Origin of the sequence: Marivibrio sp. (assembly GCF_040218065.1) — a bacterium.
GTDB lineage: Bacteria > Pseudomonadota > Alphaproteobacteria > UBA8366 > Aestuariispiraceae > Marivibrio.
Window position 1 is genome coordinate 724,215 of record NZ_JAVJQE010000013.1, and the last position, 18,330, is coordinate 742,544.

At 67.4% G+C, this 18,330-nt stretch carries 20 protein-coding genes and 1 tRNA gene; 6 read left to right on the plus strand and 15 right to left on the minus strand.

The window, feature by feature from the left end; translation table 11 throughout:
• Window positions 1-9 precede the first annotated feature (9 nt).
• Window positions 10-753, plus strand: coding sequence for a hypothetical protein (locus RIB45_RS15295; protein WP_350051293.1), 744 nt, complete (start codon window positions 10-12; stop codon window positions 751-753).
• On the opposite strand, the gene RIB45_RS15300 is transcribed toward RIB45_RS15295, so the two are convergent.
• The 3 genes from RIB45_RS15300 to RIB45_RS15310 all read right to left on the minus strand — a co-directional run bounded on the left by RIB45_RS15300 (window position 662) and on the right by RIB45_RS15310 (window position 2,191).
• Window positions 662-1,153: a hypothetical protein gene (locus RIB45_RS15300; protein WP_350051294.1), complete on the minus strand. Its 492-nt coding sequence runs from the start codon at window positions 1,151-1,153 to the stop codon at window positions 662-664. The genes RIB45_RS15295 and RIB45_RS15300 overlap by 92 nt on opposite strands.
• Window positions 1,153-1,419 carry a hypothetical protein gene (locus tag RIB45_RS15305; protein ID WP_350051295.1) on the minus strand — a complete coding sequence of 89 codons (267 nt, stop codon included), beginning with the start codon at window positions 1,417-1,419 and terminating at the stop codon, window positions 1,153-1,155. The genes RIB45_RS15300 and RIB45_RS15305 overlap by 1 nt, the downstream gene beginning before the upstream one ends.
• Before the next feature lie 97 nt (window positions 1,420-1,516).
• Window positions 1,517-2,191 (minus strand): helix-turn-helix transcriptional regulator, encoded by a 675-nt coding sequence (locus RIB45_RS15310; RefSeq protein WP_350051296.1) that lies wholly within the window; start codon window positions 2,189-2,191, stop codon window positions 1,517-1,519.
• Here RIB45_RS15310 and RIB45_RS15315 point away from each other — a divergent pair.
• A complete protein-coding gene (locus RIB45_RS15315; protein WP_350051297.1) occupies window positions 2,179-2,550 on the plus strand; it encodes a helix-turn-helix domain-containing protein in 372 nt (123 codons plus the stop codon). The two genes, RIB45_RS15310 and RIB45_RS15315, sit on opposite strands and share 13 nt — an antisense overlap.
• A 7-nt stretch (window positions 2,551-2,557) precedes the next feature.
• On the opposite strand, the gene RIB45_RS15320 is transcribed toward RIB45_RS15315, so the two are convergent.
• The 7 genes from RIB45_RS15320 to gcvA all read right to left on the minus strand — a co-directional run bounded on the left by RIB45_RS15320 (window position 2,558) and on the right by gcvA (window position 12,195).
• Window positions 2,558-3,526, minus strand: a complete 969-nt coding sequence (locus tag RIB45_RS15320; protein ID WP_350051298.1) for a response regulator transcription factor — start codon at window positions 3,524-3,526, stop codon at window positions 2,558-2,560.
• A 167-nt stretch (window positions 3,527-3,693) separates the two neighbouring features.
• The gene (gene ppdK, locus RIB45_RS15325) at window positions 3,694-6,384 is read right to left on the minus strand and encodes a pyruvate, phosphate dikinase (RefSeq protein WP_350051300.1); all 2,691 of its coding nucleotides are present in this window, start codon (window positions 6,382-6,384) and stop codon (window positions 3,694-3,696) included.
• 80 nt (window positions 6,385-6,464) lie between these two features.
• The gene (gene glyS / locus RIB45_RS15330) at window positions 6,465-8,645 is read right to left on the minus strand and encodes a glycine--tRNA ligase subunit beta (protein WP_350051301.1); all 2,181 of its coding nucleotides are present in this window, start codon (window positions 8,643-8,645) and stop codon (window positions 6,465-6,467) included.
• 3 nt (window positions 8,646-8,648) lie between these two features.
• Complete coding sequence (locus RIB45_RS15335) at window positions 8,649-9,575, minus strand: glycine--tRNA ligase subunit alpha (RefSeq protein ID WP_502882575.1); 927 nt, start codon at window positions 9,573-9,575, stop codon at window positions 8,649-8,651.
• 238 nt (window positions 9,576-9,813) lie between these two features.
• Window positions 9,814-10,095: a hypothetical protein gene (locus tag RIB45_RS15340; RefSeq protein ID WP_350051302.1), complete on the minus strand. Its 282-nt coding sequence runs from the start codon at window positions 10,093-10,095 to the stop codon at window positions 9,814-9,816.
• 41 nt (window positions 10,096-10,136) lie between these two features.
• Complete coding sequence (locus RIB45_RS15345) at window positions 10,137-10,994, minus strand: S49 family peptidase (RefSeq protein ID WP_350051303.1); 858 nt, start codon at window positions 10,992-10,994, stop codon at window positions 10,137-10,139.
• Window positions 10,995-11,295: 301 nt separating this feature from the next.
• Window positions 11,296-12,195, minus strand: coding sequence for a transcriptional regulator GcvA (gene gcvA, locus RIB45_RS15350; RefSeq protein WP_350051304.1), 900 nt, complete (start codon window positions 12,193-12,195; stop codon window positions 11,296-11,298).
• Between the two features lie 137 nt (window positions 12,196-12,332).
• Between gcvA and RIB45_RS15355 the strand changes: the two genes are divergently transcribed.
• The gene (locus tag RIB45_RS15355) at window positions 12,333-12,599 is read left to right on the plus strand and encodes a hypothetical protein (protein WP_350051305.1); all 267 of its coding nucleotides are present in this window, start codon (window positions 12,333-12,335) and stop codon (window positions 12,597-12,599) included.
• A 113-nt stretch (window positions 12,600-12,712) separates the two neighbouring features.
• On the opposite strand, the gene RIB45_RS15360 is transcribed toward RIB45_RS15355, so the two are convergent.
• Window positions 12,713-13,498 (minus strand): tRNA1(Val) (adenine(37)-N6)-methyltransferase, encoded by a 786-nt coding sequence (locus RIB45_RS15360; RefSeq protein ID WP_350051306.1) that lies wholly within the window; start codon window positions 13,496-13,498, stop codon window positions 12,713-12,715.
• Window positions 13,495-13,704 carry a putative signal transducing protein gene (locus RIB45_RS15365; RefSeq protein WP_350051307.1) on the minus strand — a complete coding sequence of 70 codons (210 nt, stop codon included), beginning with the start codon at window positions 13,702-13,704 and terminating at the stop codon, window positions 13,495-13,497. Before RIB45_RS15365 ends, RIB45_RS15360 begins: the two co-directional genes overlap by 4 nt.
• Window positions 13,705-13,845: 141 nt before the next feature.
• On the opposite strand from RIB45_RS15365, the gene RIB45_RS15370 reads away from it, so the two are divergent.
• The gene (locus RIB45_RS15370; protein WP_350051413.1) at window positions 13,846-14,877 is read left to right on the plus strand and encodes a polyprenyl synthetase family protein; all 1,032 of its coding nucleotides are present in this window, start codon (window positions 13,846-13,848) and stop codon (window positions 14,875-14,877) included.
• Between the two features lie 19 nt (window positions 14,878-14,896).
• Here RIB45_RS15370 and RIB45_RS15375 read toward each other — a convergent pair whose 3' ends face one another.
• Both RIB45_RS15375 and RIB45_RS15380 read right to left on the minus strand, forming a co-directional pair.
• On the minus strand, window positions 14,897-15,325 hold the full coding sequence (locus RIB45_RS15375) for a CBS domain-containing protein (RefSeq protein WP_350051308.1): 429 nt from the start codon (window positions 15,323-15,325) through the stop codon (window positions 14,897-14,899).
• A gap of 135 nt (window positions 15,326-15,460) precedes the next feature.
• A complete protein-coding gene (locus RIB45_RS15380) occupies window positions 15,461-16,123 on the minus strand; it encodes a DUF924 family protein (RefSeq protein WP_350051309.1) in 663 nt (220 codons plus the stop codon).
• Window positions 16,124-16,369: 246 nt separating this feature from the next.
• On the opposite strand from RIB45_RS15380, the gene RIB45_RS15385 reads away from it, so the two are divergent.
• Window positions 16,370-16,446 (plus strand) — tRNA-Pro (locus RIB45_RS15385).
• Window positions 16,447-16,620: 174 nt separating this feature from the next.
• Window positions 16,621-17,073: a tryptophan-rich sensory protein TspO gene (tspO, locus tag RIB45_RS15390; RefSeq protein ID WP_350051310.1), complete on the plus strand. Its 453-nt coding sequence runs from the start codon at window positions 16,621-16,623 to the stop codon at window positions 17,071-17,073.
• 21 nt (window positions 17,074-17,094) lie between these two features.
• Here tspO and RIB45_RS15395 read toward each other — a convergent pair whose 3' ends face one another.
• On the minus strand, window positions 17,095-18,087 hold the full coding sequence (locus RIB45_RS15395) for a TauD/TfdA dioxygenase family protein (RefSeq protein ID WP_350051311.1): 993 nt from the start codon (window positions 18,085-18,087) through the stop codon (window positions 17,095-17,097).
• Between the last annotated feature and the right edge of the window lie 243 nt (window positions 18,088-18,330).

Sequence of the window (18,330 nt, forward strand, 5' to 3'; positions counted from 1 at the left end):
ATGCGAACGATGAAACCTCAGCGCAACGACTTCGACACACTGACCTATATTCAAAAACGGCAACGGTTCTTGGACGAGCGTGAGATCTCGTTGGTCCAAGACTTCGACCAGGAGGCGTTCGAGCGCGCCTACACCGAACTTCTCGACGAGCCGGGAGGGGCCGGCGTCACGGCGCCGCCCTTGAATTCTGACAGCGTAGAGATTGATCCGGACAATTTTTTCTGGATAGACGTACGCGTCGGCGGCCGTCGCATCGCGGCGCAGGCGATGCGACGTGACACGATCTCTGTGCCGCTATCGCGCTACCTGGATCGGCATTACCGCCGCATTTATTGCAGCGGCGACACCAACGCGATCGCCGGCCACGCCCCCATCGCGGACGTGATCACCGGCGACATCGTTTATCACGGCGGCCTATACATCACGCCGGACTGGCGCGGCGGCGGCCTTGCGACGAATCTCGCGCAACTCGCCATCGCCCTAGCTTATCTGCGTTGGAATCCCGATTACGTGTGGGGTTACGTCTCCGACGCCAAAATCATGCGGGGCTATCACGTCCGGATAGGCTATTTCCACTGTCAGCCCTTCGGAACGCACTATCGAAAGGACCCTCCGGGAATTCCTGGCGACGATTGGATCGTGTGGATGAGCAGAGAGGATCTCAACTGTCAAATGAGAGGAGATCCGAAACACAAACAATCAGTCGAGATCCCGTCTTGGTCTCAAAAGGTAACAGCAGACGATGATACGTAAGGAGGATCTCGGAGCCTCCAAACGTACGAAACGGCACTTTGCAATAATGCAACGCAGGGCGATCGCCATTGGCGGCGACGTCGAAATAGGCCTGCGTGCAAAGCGCCTCAGCGTCGTTATCGGGGATGCCCGAGTCGCCTGACTGGCCGCTCGCCCAGTCCTCGCCGAAAACTTGGGCGGCCGGGCTGTCGGCGCCGACAAAAAGAAGCGGAAACCCGCGCGCCGGGTCCGCGATCGAAGCGTGGCCGCGCGCAAGGATGGCCGCGCCCTCCCCCTCATCGCCCCAATCCAAGCGCCCGTGCGACACGCCGAACCACCGCGTTGCGCGCGCGCACAGGCTGCTGTGGGCGAGGAACGACGGCGCGATCGGGTGGATCAATGCAGAGTTCACCGCGGTCACTATTCGACCTTCTGATCCGCGTGCGTCAATGCTTCGCTGGCGACGCGCAGGAATTCGAACAACCGGTTCAACTGGGCCGTCGATAACTGTTCAAGGTCGTCGGTTCGAAACTGGGACAACGACATAGCCCGCATCATCGCCGTGAGCCCTAGCGCCTTCGCCGTCTCCTCCACCACCAAACGTCTCTGCTGATCGTGCATCGGGCAAGCGTCGGACAACAGACCGCGCAACTCCGCTTTGAGTGCTTCTCGTTGAGCTTGCTGCATAACCGCATCACCTACTGAACGTAAACGTTGCGCAACTATCGCGCGCTCTTTTGGCGAAATCAAGACTCACACGCCCTGAAGGGCCCCGCGCGAGCGCTCATGTGTTATCCGCCACCAGTCTCAGCGAAGCCCGCAGCGCCTGCGGGCGCTCTTCATGCTTTGTCGCGCTAAGCAAAGTGTAGAGAATCACGCACACGCGCCCAAACCGCTCGGCTGACAGTTCGACGCCCATTTCGCGCAAATAGAGCGTCGTCTCTGAAATCACGTCCTGCATGAGATCGGCGGACCATGCGTCTGGTTCCGTCTCCTGCTTACGCATTTCACCGCTTCCGAAGGCCAGCCAATCCAGCCTAACGCCGAGCTTTTCAGTCAGGGTCGCAAGGGGAATCAAGGGCGGGCGCGTCGCCGCGCGGCAATACCGATAGAGCATGTCCTCCGACAACCCGCTCAAAGCCGCGGCCTCCTTCTTTCCGCCGGCCAAGTCGCAAATTTGCTCCAAGCGGCGTCCGAGCGCCACCGCGCAGGGCTCTTCCGAAACCGACGTTCGCGTTCTCGCTCGACTTTCCATCACACACCATTTCTTCGGTTTCGACGGCGTCACAATAAATGTACCTCGTTTCAAATCATGATTGAACTCCAGAATTTTTGCAATTAAGTTCGGTAGACTGGTTGCAGAAATACTACTTTTCTGCAAATTTGTCACAATGCGGCGGCGCTGTATGCGCTGCGGCGACAGCGGTAAATCTGGAGGAGAAGTCAATGGCTGGCTCAAGACATCCCGTCGACGTGGCCGTCGGCGCCCGGGTTCGGGAACTGCGCATCCGCGCCGCCATGTCCCAGACCAAGCTCGGCGAGGCGCTCGGCGTCAGCTTTCAGCAGATTCAGAAATACGAAAACGGCTCAAACCGCATGGGCGCCTCACGCCTCGTGCAGGTGGCGACCGCGCTGAACGTGCCGCTGGCCCAGTTGTTCACCGGCGTGGACATGGCCGAGGCCGACCGGCCGGAACCGGCGCTCGACGGCGAGGCGTCGAAGGTGGCGCGGGACTGGGCGGCCATTCCGAACGAGACGATGCGCGAATCGCTGCGGCAGGTCGTGCGCAGCATGGCGGAGAAGACCGGAACCCATTGATGCGGGATCAGAGCGTCCCGCCGCGCTTCTTGTAGCCCGCCACCGCGTTGGTGATCTCGCTGGCGAAGTCGACCGAACTGTCATCCGGGTGCAACGCCGCCACGATGGCCTCCGAGAGCGGCTTGAGCAGGTCGATCTCCTTCTTCTCGGGCTGTTCGACCGTTTCCCGCAACGAGGCGGTGACGCGGATCAGCGAACTGCAGAGATCGGAGACGTGCGCCCATTTGGTGCCTTTCACCCGCGTGGCCGTGTCGCGCGCCGTCTCGAGCAGCTTGTCGAGCCCGGTCAGCAGATTGGCCGACACCTCCCGCTTCTTGAACTCGGGCAGGACCACCTCCACCAGAAACGCGATGTGGAAAGCGTTGCGCTTGAGCTTCTGATCGTTGATCGAATTTTGCGCTTCCTCGATGGACCGATTCAGCTCGGTTCGGTCGATCTTCTCGCCGCGGATCTTGGCGCGCAGGGTGTTCGGCACCTCAATCTGCGGGATCTCGCTCTTCCGGCTGTCGTCCTTGCGGCGGTCGGGGCCGATATAGTCGCTCGTCACGACGAAGGGTTTGCGCGCCTGGACCAGCACTTTGATGCGCTCAAGGATCTGCGCCGGACTGACCGGCTTCACCATGATGTCGTCGGCGCCGCTAGAGGCGACGCGACGCACCACCTCCTGGGTCGGCTCCCAGATCGTGACGATGACCGGTACGAAGGGATTGTCGCCCAACTTTCCGTGACGGATTTCGCCGATCATGGCGTCGGCGGCGCCCTTGTCCATTTCGGAGTCCAGAATGACCAGATCCGGCTGATCCTTGATCAGCGCTTCGCGCAGGGACTTGGTGCGGTCATAGTCCGAGATGCTCTCGAACCCTTCCCGATTCAGGGCGAGACGCAGCGCCTGCCGCAACGAGCCCTCCGGCTCCCCGAACAGGATCTTCGCGTCCCGTGCGTAAGTGTTTTTGGAGCGCTGTTCAAAAAAGGCCATGGTTCCCCAAAATCGCACGCAAGACGCGCCCCGCCCTGCAACGACGGTCACAGACGCGCGTTGAAACGCCTCCCGTTACCGCACGCCGGCGGCCCCCTCGGGGACGATCTTAGACCGAATTGAAAAGCAGCGCACCCTCGGAACGAGCGCCCAACGGCGCCCCCGCGTCAGGCCGCGGTCTCCGCCTGTTTTGCGCGGCGCGTCCGGATCGCGGCCTGGGCCGCGGCCAGCCGCGCGATCGGCACGCGGAAGGGCGAGCAGGAGACGTAGTCGAGCCCGACGCGCTCGCAGAAGCCGACGGAGGCCGGATCGCCGCCATGCTCGCCGCAGATGCCGAGCTTGATGTCGGCGCGCGTCTTGCGCCCGCGCTCGACCGCGATCTCGATCAATTCGCCCACGCCTTCCTGGTCGAGAGTCTGGAACGGATCCTGCTCGATGATCCCGCGTTTCTCATAGGCGGTCAGGAAGCCCGACGCGTCGTCACGGCTCATGCCGTAGGCGGTCTGGGTGAGATCGTTGGTGCCGAAAGAGAAGAACTCGGCGGACTCGGCGATGCGCCCGGCGGTCAGCGCGGCCCGCGGCAGTTCGATCATCGTGCCGATGTGATAGTCCGGCTGGACGCCCGTCTCGCCTTCGACCGCCTTGGCGACGTCATCGATCACGGCCTTCAGCAGATCCAGCTCCTTCTTTACGCCGACCAGCGGGATCATCACCTCGCACAGCGGCGGGGCGCCGGTCTTCTTGCCCACCTCGACGGCCGCTTCGAAGATGGCGCGGGCCTGCATCTCGCAGATCTCGGGATAGGAGTTCAGCAGCCGGCAGCCGCGGTGGCCCAGCATGGGGTTCGTCTCATGCAGTTGCGCGGCGCGCGCCTCGACCCGCTCGACCGGCACGCCGGTCGCATCGGCGACTTCCTGGAACTCCGCCGGCTCGCGGGGCAGGAATTCGTGCAGCGGCGGGTCCAGCAGGCGGATCGTCACCGGCAGGCCCTGCATGATGGTAAAGATCTGCACGAAGTCTTCGCGCTGCATCGGCAGGATGCGGCTCAACGCGTGTCGTCGACCGGCCTCGTCGCCGGCCAGGATCATCTCGCGCATGGCGACGATGCGGTCGGCCTCGAAGAACATGTGCTCGGTCCGGCACAGCCCGATGCCCTCGGCGCCGAACTTAGCCGCGGTCGTCACGTCCTCGGGCGTCTCCGCGTTGGCGCGCACCTTCAGGCGCCGGGCGCCGTCCGCCCACTCCATGATGCGGGCGAAGTCGCCCGACAGTTCCGGATCGACGGTCGGCACGCGCCCTTCGATCACCTCGCCGGTGGAGCCGTCGATGGTGATCCAGTCGCCGGCCTTCACCGTCACCCCGGCGATCGAGAAGGTCCCGCCCTTGTAGTCGACGCGGATGTCGCCGGCCCCCGCGACGCAGGGCCGCCCCATGCCGCGGGCGACCACCGCGGCGTGGCTCGTCATGCCGCCGCGGGTGGTCAGAATACCCTGGGCGGCGTGCATGCCGTGGATGTCCTCCGGGCTGGTCTCGACCCGCACCAACATGACCTGACGGCCTTCCTGGGCCAGTTTTTCCGCCTCATCGGCGGAGAAGACGACGACGCCGCTGGCCGCCCCGGGCGAGGCCGGCAGGCCCTTGGCGATCACCTTGCGCTCCGCCTTCGGATCAAGGCGCGGGTGCAGGATCTGGTCGAGCGACTGCGGCTCCACCCGCATCACGGCGGCGTCGCGGTCGATCAGCCCCTCGTCGACCATGTCGCAGGCGATCTTGATGGCGGCCTGGCTGGTGCGCTTGCCGTTGCGGGTCTGCAGCATCCAAAGCTTCTGCTTCTGGACCGTGAACTCGATGTCCTGCATGTCGCGGTAATGCGCCTCCAGCGTGCCGCGCACCTCATCCAGCTGACGGAAGACTTCAGGCATCACCTCTTCCATCGCCGGCAGGTCGCCGCCTTGGCGTTCGCGCGCCGCGACGGTCAGATGCTGCGGCGTGCGGATGCCGGCGACCACGTCCTCGCCCTGGGCGTTCACCAGATACTCGCCGTAGAACATGTTCTCGCCGGTCGACGGGTCGCGGGTGAAGGCGACGCCGGTCGCGCAATCGTCGCCCATATTGCCGAAGACCATCGCCTGGACGTTGACGGCGGTGCCCCACTCTTCCGGGATGTCGTGCAGGCGGCGATACGTCACCGCGCGCGCCGTTTGCCAGGAGCCGAAGACCGCGCCGATCGCGCCCCACAGCTGCTCCTTCGGATCCTCGGGGAACGGCCGGCCCAGTTCGTCCTGGACGATCTTCTTGTAGCCGTCGATCAGGCGCTTCAGGTCGCCCGCGTCGAGTTCGGTGTCGAGGATCGCGCCTTTGTCCTCCTTGACGATCTCCAACGCGTCTTCGAACTGGTGATGCTCGACCCCGAGCACGACGTCGGAATACATCTGGATGAAGCGTCGATAGCTGTCATAGGCGAAGCGCTCGTCGCCGGAATGCTCGGCCAGGCCGGCCGTGGTCGCGTCGTTCAGGCCGAGATTGAGGACCGTGTCCATCATCCCCGGCATCGAGACCCGCGCGCCCGAGCGGACGGAGACCAGAAGCGGGTTCGAGGGATCGCCGAACTTGGCGTCGACCGTCGCCTCGATCCTCTCCAGCGCCGTCTCGACCTCGGCCTTGAGGCTCTCGGGATAGGTCTCGCCGTTGGCGTAGTAGTAGGTGCAGACCTCGGTCGTGATGGTGAAGCCCGGCGGCACCGGCAGGCCGATATTCGACATCTCCGCCAGATTGGCGCCCTTGCCGCCCAGCAGATTGCGCATGTCGGCGCGGCCCTCGGCCGCCCCGTCCCCGAAGCTGTAGACCCATTTCGTCATCGCTCGGCCCTATCCTCGCTCGCTCGCGCCCATCGGCGTCGGCCTGTCGCCGTCCGCCCTCGACCAACCCAACCTATCTTTTAACCTTCGATCGCCGAGAAATCGGCGACTTTGCCCATCACGCCGCGGATCTTCGCCAGCAGCGCCAGACGATTGGCGCGCAGGGCGGGATCCTCCGCATTGACCGTCACGTCGTCGAAGAAGGCGTCGACCGGCGCGCGGAGATTAGCTAGCGCCGTCATCGCGCCGTCGAAACGCTCCTCGGCCAAGGCCGCTTCGACCGCCGCCTCGGCGTCGGCCAGCCCGTCGGCGACCGCTTTCTCCGCGCCCAACTGCAGCGCGCCCGCGTCGATCGCCGCGCCGGCATAGGAGCGCTCGTCCTTTTTCTCCTCCGCCTTCAGGATGTTGGCGGCGCGGCGATAGGCGGTCAGCAGATTGGCCCCGTCCTCGCTCTCCACGAAAGCGGTCAGCGCGTCGACCCGGCGCGCGAGGCGCAGCAGATCGTCCTCCCCCTCCAGCGCGAAGACGGCCGAGACCACGTCGTGCCGCAGCCCCTGTTGGCGGTAATGCGCCTTCATCCGGTCTGCGAAAAAGCCCAGCAGATCGCCGGCGAGGCCCGGAAGATCGCGCACGTCGAAACTGACATGCGGCTGCTCGGCGTAGAGGCCCGCCGCTTCCCCGATCAGCTTGGACAGCGGCAGCCGCACCCCGTTCTCCAGCACCAGCCGGATGACGCCCAAGGCCGCGCGGCGAAGAGCAAAAGGGTCCTTGGAGCCGGTCGGCTTCTCGTCGATCAGCCAGAATCCCACCAGCGTGTCGATCTTCTCCGCCAGCGCCAGCGCGACGGAGACCGGCGCGCTCGGGCAGGCGTCGTTCGGCCCGGCGGGCGAGTAATGCTCGGCGATCGCTTGGGCGACGCTCTCGGGCTCGTTCTGCTCCAGCGCGTAATAACGGCCCATGATCCCCTGCAGTTCGGGGAACTCGCCCACCATCTCGGAGACGAGATCGGCCTTGCACAGACGCGCGGCGCGGCGCGCCTCGTTGGCGGGGCAGCCCTTGACCCGGCCTGCGATCACCTCGGCCAGGCTCGCGATCCGCTCCACCCGCTCGGCGACTGTCCCCAGCTTGGCGTGGAAGATCACCTTCCCCAGGCTCGGCAGCCGGTCCTCCAGCTTCACCGCCCGGTCCTGGTCCCAGAAGAATTTCGCGTCGGCCAGACGCGCGCGCAGCACACGCTCGTTGCCGCCGCGGATCGCCTCGCCGCCGTCGTCGGCCAGCATGTTGGCGACGGCCGCGAAACGCGGCGCCAGCGTCCCGTCCGGGCGCACCAGGGAAAAGTATTTCTGATGGCCGCGCATGGAGGCGGTCAGCGCCTCGTCCGGCACGTCCATGAACTGATCGTCGATCCGGCCCACCAGCACGACCGGCCGCTCCACCAGATTGGCGACCTCGTCCAGCAGCGCCGGGTCGTCCTTGACCGTAAGCCCCTCGCGGTCGGCGGCGGCGCGCAGATCGGCGTCGATCGCCTCGCGCCGCTCCTCCGGGTCCAGGATCACCTCGGCCGCGCGCAGGCGGGCGGCGTAATCGTCAAAGCCGGTGACGGCGAAGGGCTCCGGGGCCAAGAAGCGGTGGCCCGCGGTAACGTTAGTGAATTCAAGCTTGTCCGGAAGGTCGACGGCACCAGTGTTGGGAATCGCACGACCTTGCTCATCCCGAAGGGGGGGGATTTGGTACGGCTTCTTCACGCCCAAATCGAGTTCACCGCTCAGCACGCCTCCAGCAAAGACCCCTAGAATGCTGTGCAACGGCCGCACCCAGCGGAATGTCTGGTCGGCGAAGCGCATGCTCTTCGGCCAGGGTAGCTGGCGGATCGCGTCGACGATCAGGCCGGGCAGCACGTCGGCGCTTTTCCCGCCCCGCTTCTCGATCACCGCGAACCAGACCGGCCCCTTGGGCGTGTCGCGCTGTTCGCACTGCTCTAGGCTCGAAAGGCCGCAGCTCTTCAGGAAGCCTTCGACCGCCTTGTCGGGCGCGCCGACCTTGGGGCCTTTGCGCTCCTCCCGGCTGTCGGGCTGCTCGGTCGGCAGACCCTCGACCACCAGCGCGAGCCGGCGCGGCGTCCAGTAGCAGCGCGCCGGCCCGTGCTCCAGGGCCGCGTCCTTCAGCCCCTGCAGGACGAGGCGCTTCAGATCCTCCGCCGCCTGCCGCTGCATACGCGCGGGGATTTCTTCCGAGAACAGTTCGAGCAGGAGTTCAGCCATCGGCTAAAGCTCCCCCTGGCTCTTCAGCCAGGCTTCCGCGCAAGCCTTCGCCAGCGCGCGGACGCGGCCGATATAGGCCTGGCGCTCGGTCACCGAGATCACGCCGCGGGCGTCCAGCAGATTGAACAGATGGCTCGCCTTCAGGCACTGGTCATAGGCCGGCAGCGCGACGCCGCCCGCGATCAGGCGCGCGCACTCCGCCTCCGCATCCTCGAAATGGCGCAGCACCATGTCGGTGTCGGCCAGTTCGAAATTGTGACGGGAATATTCGACCTCGGCCTGATGGTAGACCTCGCCGTAGGTCATGGTCTCGTTGAAGGCGAGGTCGTAGACGTTCTCGACCCCCTGGACGTACATGGCGAGACGCTCGAGCCCGTAGGTCAACTCGGTCGAGACCGGATTGCAGTCGAAGCCGCCCACCTGCTGGAAATAGGTGAACTGGCTCACCTCCATCCCGTCGCACCAGACCTCCCAGCCGAGGCCCCAGGCGCCGAGCGTCGGGCTCTCCCAATCATCCTCCACGAAGCGGATGTCGTGGCGCTTGGGATCGATGCCGATCGCCTCGAGCGAGCCGAGATAGAGCGCCTGGCTGTCCGCCGGCGAGGGCTTCATCAGCACCTGATATTGGTAATAGTGCTGCAGCCGGTTCGGGTTCTCGCCGTAGCGCCCGTCGGTCGGGCGGCGCGAGGGCTGGACGTAGGCCGCCATCCAGGGCTTCGAGCCGAGCGAGCGCAGCGTCGTCGCCCAATGGAAGGTGCCGGCGCCGACCTCCATGTCGTAGGGCTGCAGGATCACGCAACCGCGCTCCGACCAATAGCGGTGCAGCGTCAGGATGATGTTCTGGAAAGTCGCCTCGGGCGCGATCCCGAGACGCGCAATCACGCTCTCTTGCGCCGCCGGCTCGGCGGGCGATGGGGTCGGGTCGGCCATGAGAAGGCGTCGTCCTGTTCTGGCGGCGGAAATCCGCCGCTGTCGGCTCGGGCCAAGGTGCGGCGCAACATAGCGACGGGCCTTAGGGGAATCAACCGCGCGAACAGCGCTTCGCTCGCCCCGCCGGGCGATCCGGCGCCCCCGCGAAAGCGGGGGCCTTTACGATCCGCGCTCGACCGCCCTCGCGCGCTGGAGGAGGTCCCCGCTTTCGCGGGGACGCCTCGCCTTTTTCACCCGCTCAATAAGGACAGCCCGGCCGCCCGCAATTCTCCACGCCCTCAACGGGGACGTAGGCCTTGCAGGTGGGGCACTGCTCGGTCTCTTCGATCCGGCCGGGCTCGCCCGCCTCGCCGGACTTGGCCTTGGTCGCCTTGCGCAGCCGTTCGGAGAAGCTGCGCTCGCCGGTGCGGCGCTCGCCTTTGTTCATCCGCTCCAGCCGGCCGATATATTTGAAGCCGTACCAGACCGCCGCGATCACGGCGACGAGGATGACGAGTTTGGTGAAGGAGAATCCGAGCATGGGGCGGATTTAGCGGGGCGCGGCCGGCCGGGTCAAGCGACCTACAGCCCAAGGCGCGTCCAAAGCGCCCGCTCCTCCGCTGCGGTGAGCAGGCCGTCGGCCAGTTCCGCGCCCCAGCCGTCTACGCCCGGCAGGCCCGGGGCGGCCGCCCCGTCGCCGCCGAAGAGGCGTTGCAGGCGGGACTTGGGCGGGTTCATCAGGCGGAAGCGCACCTTCTCGCCGTAGATCTGGCGCAGCGTCGAGCGCATGTCGCCCAGCCCGTCGACGAGGCCGAGCTCCAGCCCCCGGCGGCCGGTCCAGAACTCCCCGGTGAAGAGCTGATCCATCTCCGCCTCGTCCAGGCGGGTCAGGCGGCGGTCCTTGACGTATTGAATGAACTGCTCGTGCAGATCACGCTGGATGGCCTTCAGACGCTCCACCTCCTCCGGCTTCTCGGGCCGGAAGGGGTCGAGCATCGCCTTCTTGTCGCCCGCGGTGTGGACGCGCCGCTCGACGCCGATCTTCTCGATCGCATCCTGAAAGCCGAAGGAGGCCGAGACCACGCCGATTGAGCCGACGATCGTGCCCGGCATCGCGTAGAGATGATCGGCCGCGCAGGCGAGCCAATAGCCGCCGGAGGCCGCCGCATCCTCGCAGAAGGCGTAGACGGGGATGTTTTTCTGATCGGCCCATTGGCGGATACGTTCGGCGATCAGCGCGCTTTGCACCGGGCTGCCGCCGGGGGAGTTGATCGCGAGCGCCACCGCCCGCGTCCCGCGCGCCGTGAAGGCCTTCTGGATCGGCCCGGCGAGGCTGTCCAAACTCAACCCCTTGCGCCCAAGGCCGCCGCCGGCCGCGATCACGCCGTTGAGGCGCAGCACCGACACCATGGGCTTGCCGCCCATCCCGAACATCGCCATCGCTGTCTTATCCAATTCTGTGCGTGAAAGTCCCCTCCCCCACAAATGGCGAGGGGGGCCGGCGGGTCAAGGCGGGAGGCCGTCAGCGCGCCTGCAGACACGCCGCTATTTCCCGCGCCCGCGCGCCCACGGTCCCAGGGCGCCCGCGCGAAGGCGGGGGCTTCCTTCCTAGGGCGCCCCCGCGAAGGCGGGGGCCTCCTTCCTAGGGCGCCCCCGCGAAGGCGGGGGCCTGGGGCGGGCCGCTTCTGCGCTGGCGCGCCGGGAAAGGTCCCCGCCGTCGCGGGGGCTCCCCCTCGTCCCCCTACCCTTGCGCATCCGCCTCGGCCTCCGCAATCAACCACTGGCGGAAGGTCTCGGCGGCCGGGCGCAGCGGCGACTTCTCGCGCCGGACGATGTAGTAGGCGGTGTGCCGGCGATCCGGCGGCGGGGTGAAGGGGATGACGAGGCGCCCGGCCGCAATGTCGTCGCGCACCTGGGTCTCGACCCCCAGCATCACCCCCTGCCCGCCGATCGCCGCCTGATAGCTGAGCGTCGTCAGCGAGAAGATGACGCCGCGGCGCGCATTCACCTCCGGCGCGCCGGCGCCGGCCAACCAGAGCTCCCACTCCGCATACTCGCTGTCGTGCAGAAGGCGATGATGCGCGAGGTCTTGCGGCGTCTCCAGCTTGGGCGCTTGGGCCAGGTAATCCGGGCTGCACACCGGCACGAGGCGCCCGCCGATCAGCGCCTCGGCGACCAGGCCGGGCCAGTTCCCCTCCCCGTGCCGGATGCCGAGATCGACGTCCTCGCGCTCGAAATCCACCAGTTCCCGCGTCGGGTTGATGCGCAGCTGTATGTGGGGGGCGGTCTGTTCGAAGCGCGGCAGGCGCGGCACCAGCCAGCGCGAGGCGAAGGCGGAGGTGGTGGCGACGTGCAGCGGGCGATCCTCGTCCGCGCGGCGCAGGCGGATCGTCTCCTCCTCCACCCGGTCGAAGGCGTCGCGCACGGCGGCGTAGTAGCGCTGCCCGGCTTCCGTCAGGACGATCGACCGGCCCGCCCGCCGGATCACCGCAAAGCCGAGCCACCCCTCCAATGCGCGCAGCTGCTGGCTGACGGCGGCGTGCGTGACGTTCAAATCGGCGGCGGCCTTGCTGACCGACAGATTGCGGGCGGCCGCCTCGAAGGCGCGCAGTTGGGTGAGGTTGGGAATGGCGCGGCGCATGACAAGAAATGTAACTTGATCTTACATATTTGCAAGAATTGCTGAGTCGCCCGAAGTCAATCTTTTCCCTACATATGATCCCAGAAGGCGGCGCACATCGGCGACGCCAAAGACAAGAAACCGTAAGGAGATTTGCCATGAACCCCTGGAACGACGTGACCCTGAGCCTGACCCGCCTCGGCGACGGCGCGCTGGACGCGCGCACCAACCCCTTCGGCGCCCAGAGCCTGCGCGAGCGGCTCGAGCTGGAGCGCGCCGACCGCAAGGCTCGCGCCCGCCGGCGCCGGCAGGAGGCGGTGGAGGCGCTGTCCGGCGCCGCGGCGGCGGCCTATCGCCGGCTGACCGTCGCCTACACCGAGCGGGCTCGGCGTCGCCTGACCCAGGACGGCGCCGCGGCCGCCTGAGGACCGGCCCGGCGGGTCCGCACGCCCGTCCCGCCCCAAAGCCCCGATCCGTCCGCAGCCCCCGAAACTCAGGCGGACGGATCACGGGCGGGCCGCGGGCCCCCGGATCGGCGTTAGAGGGACAACGCCGCCCCGTCGCGGAGCACCGCCTCCGCCTCGCGGGTGTAGCGTTGTCCCTCTTCTTTTTCGGGATCGCCGGCGTGCAGCATAAGGCCGGCGGCCAACAGGTCGGGGCTTTTCACGCCCTTGCGCGCGCGCACGATCACGCGCTTGGCCGCGCGCCCCGCGCGGGGCCACAGCGGAAAAATCGTGATCGCGCCGGCCCGCCCGCGCAGCAGGGCGCAAATCTCAGAAATCCGATCGGCGCGGTGGATCAGCGTCAGCCCGCCCTTCGGCGCAAGCGCCCGCAACCCCGCCTCGATCCAATCGGCCAACAGCGCCTCTCCCTCCCTGTTGGACGCGGCGCGCTGCGGGTGCGGCGAGGCCGCCGAAGCCTCGGCCCGATGATAGGGCGGATTGGCCATCACCTCGGCGAACACGCCCTGCGGCAGATCGTCCGGCGGGGCCAGCAGATCCCCGGTCAGGATGCGTCCGCGGCCGGCCATGGCGTTCCGGTCCAGATTGGCGCGGGCGAGGTGCGCCGTCTCCGGGTCGCGCTCCATCCCCCAAAGCTCGGCGTGGGCGACGCGCGCGCCGTAGCACAGCAGGGCGACGCCGGCCCCGCAGCCGAGATCCAGCACCGGTCCGCCGGCGCGCGCGCCGCGGTCATTGACGGACGGGACGGCGGCGGCCAGCAGCACCGGATCCATGGCGGCGCGATAGCCCTGTTTCGGCTGGCGAACGCGAACCCGGCCGTCGAGGAAGGCGTCGTCGGTGAAATCGCGAAGAGGCTCTCTCACCAATGCTCCTCCGCCTCCATCAGCAGCCGGCGCGCGCGCTCATAGTCCTCCTCCAGCACCATGAGGCGACGCTCCAGCGCGCCGATCGACCCCTCGGCGACGCTGGCGTGGAGGTCCATCATCACCGCCTCGATGCCGCTTTCGGCCAACAATGCGGTGAGGAAGCTCAGCCGCACCGGATCGTTGCTTCGCACCAGTTCGCGCATTGCTCCTCCGCCCGTCTTCCGCCGCCTGTTGAGCTTGACCCTCCCCCGCCGCGGACTATGGTTCGCGCGTGGGGCGGCGCGCGTCAATCGGCGCGCGCATCCCGCCTCGGGATATGAGTTGGAGAGGGACCGGTGGCGAAGGTGGTGAAGCTGCACGGCGACAAGAACGCCAAGCCGGAGGCGGCGGACGCCCGCAAGCCCTCCTTCGACAATCTCGCGCGGCTGGTCGACGCCGACATGGCGCGGGTGAACCAGCACATCCTCGACCATATGCAAAGCCCGGTGGCGCTGATCCCGCAATTGGCCGGCCATCTGATCGCCGCCGGCGGCAAGCGCCTGCGCCCGATGATGGTCTGCGCGGCCGCCCAGCTGTGCGGCTACACCGGCAGCCGGCACGTCGGCCTGGCCGCCTGCGTGGAGTTCATTCACACGGCCACGCTGCTGCATGACGACGTGGTGGACGAAAGCGACCTGCGCCGCGGGCAGGAAAGCGCCAACGCTCTGTGGGGCAATCAGGCGAGCGTGCTGGTCGGCGACTTCCTGTTCAGCCGCGCCTTTCAGCTGATGACGGCCGACGGGCAGTTAAAGGTCTTGAAGATCCTCTCCGACGCCTCGGCCGTGATCGCCGAGGGCGAGGTGCTGCAGTTGATGACGGCGAACGCCCCCGACACCTCGGAGGAGGATTATCTGCGCGTGATCCGCTCCAAGACGGCCGCGCTGTTCGCCGCGGCCAGCCAGATCGGCGCCGTCGTCGCCGACCGCCCGCACAAGGAGGAGGAGGCGCTCCACTCCTACGGCATGAATCTGGGCGTCGCCTTCCAGCTGGTGGACGACGTGCTGGACTACTCGGCCGACCAGGCGGCGCTGGGCAAGACGATCGGCGACGATTTCCGCGAGGGCAAGGTGACCCTGCCCGTCGTCCTCGCCTGGCGGCGCGGCACGGAGGAGGAGCGGGAGTTCTGGCGCCGCACCGTCGAACGCTCCGAGCAGGAGGGCGGCGACCTGGAGCGCGCGATGGAGATCATGGCGCGCCACACGACGCTGACCGACACGCTGGAGCGGGCGCGGCACTACGGCGCGATCGCCCGCGATTCACTCGGCATCTTCCCCGACGGCGAGGTGAAAAGCGCGATGCTGGAGGCCGTCGACTTCGTGATCGATCGGGCCTATTGAGCGCGTCGCCGCGCTTCCCTCAACTCATCACGTAATCGCGCAGCGCCTCGGCCTCGTGCTGCAGAGCGGCGATGCGATGCTTCACGACGTCGCCGATCGAGATCACGCCGACCAGCTTGCCGCCCTCGACGACCGGCATGTGGCGGAAGCGGCCCTCGGTCATCTTGCGCATGACGCTGTCGATGGTCTCCGAGCGGGTGACGGTCGAGACCTCCGCCGTCATCAGGCTGGCCACAGTCTGGGTCATCACCGCGGGGCCGGCGGCCCCCAGGCCGCGGACCACGTCGCGCTCGGAGAGGATGCCGCACACGCTCTCGCCGTCGACGACGACCAGCGCGCCGACCTTCTTCTCGGCCAGAACGGCCACCGCTTTCGAGATCGGCAAATCGGCGGTCACGGTCAGGACGTCGCCGTTTTCCTTGGACGCCAAGATTGACGCTACGCTCATGGCTGCTTTCGCCTCCTTGTTCCCTCCCAGGGCGGACGGAGACATGGTAGGCGGCCCCGCCCGTCTTCTTGCCGGGGCAGTATAACCCATTCGAGCCTCAGTGATAACCGCACCGACCGGCGGGGGCGCGGCTCCTCAGAACGCGCTGTTCGGCTCCTTGAGGAAGGCGGCCTCTTCCGCGGTCGTCTCGCGGCCGAGGACCTTGTTGCGGTGGGGAAAGCGGCCGAAGCGATCGACGATCTCCTTGTGGCGCTCGGCGAACCAAAGGGCGTCGGGGTCCTCCAAGGTCGCGAACAGATCGACGCAGCGCGCCTGATCCTCCGGCGCCTCCGAATGCATGAAGGGCATGTAGAGGAATTGGCGGGCGCGCGCGCTCATGCCGCGGTCGAGCCCGCGCTCGATCGCCTCGTCGGCCAGCGCGCGCGCCTGATCGTCGGTCGCGTAGGCTCGCGGATCGTCGCGATAGAGATTGCGGGGGAACTGGTCCAGCACGATGACGGCGGCCAGCAGCCCGCCCGGGCTTCCCGCCCAGTGCGGCATGGCGCCGGTCGCGACTCGCGCGGTCAAGGTGGCGAAACGCTCGGCGATCGCGGCGTCGACGCGGTCGTCTTTGGCGAACCATTGCCTGGGCGTCAGTTCCCCGAACCAAAAATCGAGGACGGACTGCGCATCGTCGTCCGGTCCCTCGACGCCAAGCGTCCCGACGTCCGATCCGACCGGCCGCTCGACAGTCTGATCGCCGCCCTCTTGGGAGCTTTGCGCCGCGTCCGTCGCCGCCGCCTCGTCGCTCTCGTCCATCCCGACGCTCTCCCTGAGGGGGCGGGAGTCGGATCGAAAGCGACCCGCTCCGCCGCTGGCTCCGCCACCGCCGCCGCCGTTGCCGGCGATCAAGCCTATGGCCTTGAAAGCGCGGGCGCAATCGCCGCCGGGGGCGGACGCGCCGCGGGCGAGAAAAGCGCCGCCCGATAGGCTTGCGCCGCTCCAGCCGAACAGCTATAAGCCGATCCGCCGCGGCGAGGCGAAAGCCCCGTCGGCCGGTCGGAACGGAGCGTAGCTCAGCCTGGTAGAGCACTGTCTTCGGGAGGCAGGGGTCGTTGGTTCAAATCCAGCCGCTCCGACCACAGAAAAGCCCCGCGATCCAATGGATCGCGGGGCTTTTCTTGTCAGGAGCGCCGGCGTGATTGCGCATCGCTGGGGAGCGTGTTCGGCTTTAAGGTGCGGCCGGCCCGCGTTCCTTCTACACTGGGCGAGACGCCCGGCGCGCCGGATCAAGACACCGAGGGTAGAGCGCCCCCATGCTCATGTTCGTTCTGTTCTTGGCGATTTGCGCCGTCCCGGCGGCGGCGGGTTTGTTCTTCAAGCCGGGGGAGTGGTATCGCACGCTCGACAAACCGAGCTGGACGCCGCCGGACTGGGTGTTTCCGATCGTCTGGGCCGCGCTTTACCTGCTGATGTCCTGGGCGGCGGCGCGAGTGGCGAGCTTGCCGGACAACGATCTGGCGCTCGGCCTCTGGTCGCTTCAGATCACCGTCAGCACGCTTTGGTCCGCGGTCTTCTTCGGGCTCCGCCGCATCGCCGCGGGGGCGGCGATCATCGTCATTCTCTGGCTGGCGGTGGCGGCGACCACGGCCGCCTTCCTGGCGCACGACCGGATCGCGGCGCTGATGATGGTCCCCTACCTCGCCTGGGGCGCCGTCGCGCTGGCGCTCAACCTTTGGATCATGAAACGCAATCCGCAGCCTGCGTGAGCCGCTCGCGTCGCGTCCGCCCTAGGTCGGCGCCCGCCCGCCCGTCGCGTCCTCCGGGGCGAGCAGGATGACGCGCCACATGTCGCGGAAATGGCGGACCGGGTCGAAACCTGTTCCGGCGTGCATGGTGCAGCGGTTGTCCCAAACCACGAGGTCGCCCGGCCGCCAGTCCCATTTGATCGTGAAGGCCGGTCCGGTCAGAAACGGCAGCAAGTCGCGCAGGATCGAAACGCTTTCATCCTCGATCCCTTCCAGGTCCCAATAATCCTGTTGGGCGGGGGCGACCGGCGTCCCCTTCGGCAGCAGCGCGCAGGTCGAGCTGTTCAGCCCGTATATCGCGGGCTCGCCGCTCACCGGATGGGTCAGGACGACGGGAACGCGGTTTGGCGGATTCGCGGCGCGCTGCGCCTCGCTCAGCACGGGATAGGTCGGCGTGTAGCGGTTGATTTTTCGGTCGTGGTGGGCGAGCGAGCAGACCGCCTCAAGCCGTGATAGCGCGTCCTGCGTCGCCGCGTTCAGCGCCGCATAGGCGCGCCGCGTATCCGCGAAAAGCGTTTGCCCGCCCCGTTCGGGCGCGGCCTTGCAATGCAGGAGCGAGCCGATCGGCGGGTTCGGATTGAACACCGAATCGGTGTGCCAGACCGGGCGCTGCGTGATCGGGTCGTAGCGGATGTCGGCGTCGTCCTCGACCAGCGGCGCGTCGACATACTGGGCGATGAAGGCGCCCGTCTCGTCGCGCGCATTGCCGATGCGAAGGATCGGCGTGCCCGGGACCGAGAGGGCGTCGCGGGCCGAAGCGACCGTGCGATCGACGGTCCCGAAGACGTCGCCCCAGTCCATCATTTCGTCCGGCGAGAGGTCGGCCAGCGCCTCGCCCCGAACCGCAAGCACACCGTGCTCGGCCCACAAGGCCGACGCCTCGGCCTGAAAGGCGGGGTCCGTGAGCCGCGCCGGCGCCACGTCCTCGATCAGCACGCCGAAGTCGCCGTTCAGCGTTCGCACGCTTTCCTGCATGATCGCGCTCCTTCTGCGTCGTCTCCGTCGCGGCCGGGCCGCATCGTGCGTCCCTGACGCACGCTACAGGACAAGACCAGGCTTTGGCGAGATCGGCGCAAGGCCGCCTCTTCGCGGCGACGCGGCGCGGATCCGACGCCGCGCGGACGCCGGCCCCCGTCCTCGCGCCGCAAGCCGGCGCATGATCCCGGCCGGAGCCGAGGAGCCTAGGAGGCGTCGACGCGTTGCGGGCGACCGGTGAAC

What these genes read in the sequence shown, in the direction of transcription:
- RIB45_RS15335 (WP_502882575.1), bottom strand. Translation starts at nt 9,575, where the DNA reads ATGGCCGACCCGACCCCATCGCCCGCCGAGCCGGCGGCGCAAGAGAGC.
- RIB45_RS15355 (WP_350051305.1), top strand. Translation starts at nt 12,333, where the DNA reads ATGAACCCCTGGAACGACGTGACCCTGAGCCTGACCCGCCTCGGCGAC.
- glyS (WP_350051301.1), bottom strand. Translation starts at nt 8,645, where the DNA reads ATGGCTGAACTCCTGCTCGAACTGTTCTCGGAAGAAATCCCCGCGCGT.
- RIB45_RS15305 (WP_350051295.1), bottom strand. Translation starts at nt 1,419, where the DNA reads ATGCAGCAAGCTCAACGAGAAGCACTCAAAGCGGAGTTGCGCGGTCTG.
- RIB45_RS15295 (WP_350051293.1), top strand. Translation starts at nt 10, where the DNA reads ATGAAACCTCAGCGCAACGACTTCGACACACTGACCTATATTCAAAAA.
- ppdK (WP_350051300.1), bottom strand. Translation starts at nt 6,384, where the DNA reads ATGACGAAATGGGTCTACAGCTTCGGGGACGGGGCGGCCGAGGGCCGC.
- RIB45_RS15320 (WP_350051298.1), bottom strand. Translation starts at nt 3,526, where the DNA reads ATGGCCTTTTTTGAACAGCGCTCCAAAAACACTTACGCACGGGACGCG.
- RIB45_RS15345 (WP_350051303.1), bottom strand. Translation starts at nt 10,994, where the DNA reads ATGGCGATGTTCGGGATGGGCGGCAAGCCCATGGTGTCGGTGCTGCGC.
- gcvA (WP_350051304.1), bottom strand. Translation starts at nt 12,195, where the DNA reads ATGCGCCGCGCCATTCCCAACCTCACCCAACTGCGCGCCTTCGAGGCG.
- RIB45_RS15395 (WP_350051311.1), bottom strand. Translation starts at nt 18,087, where the DNA reads ATGCAGGAAAGCGTGCGAACGCTGAACGGCGACTTCGGCGTGCTGATC.
- RIB45_RS15380 (WP_350051309.1), bottom strand. Translation starts at nt 16,123, where the DNA reads ATGGACGAGAGCGACGAGGCGGCGGCGACGGACGCGGCGCAAAGCTCC.
- RIB45_RS15315 (WP_350051297.1), top strand. Translation starts at nt 2,179, where the DNA reads ATGGCTGGCTCAAGACATCCCGTCGACGTGGCCGTCGGCGCCCGGGTT.
- tspO (WP_350051310.1), top strand. Translation starts at nt 16,621, where the DNA reads ATGCTCATGTTCGTTCTGTTCTTGGCGATTTGCGCCGTCCCGGCGGCG.
- RIB45_RS15365 (WP_350051307.1), bottom strand. Translation starts at nt 13,704, where the DNA reads ATGCGCGAACTGGTGCGAAGCAACGATCCGGTGCGGCTGAGCTTCCTC.
- RIB45_RS15375 (WP_350051308.1), bottom strand. Translation starts at nt 15,325, where the DNA reads ATGAGCGTAGCGTCAATCTTGGCGTCCAAGGAAAACGGCGACGTCCTG.
- RIB45_RS15340 (WP_350051302.1), bottom strand. Translation starts at nt 10,095, where the DNA reads ATGCTCGGATTCTCCTTCACCAAACTCGTCATCCTCGTCGCCGTGATC.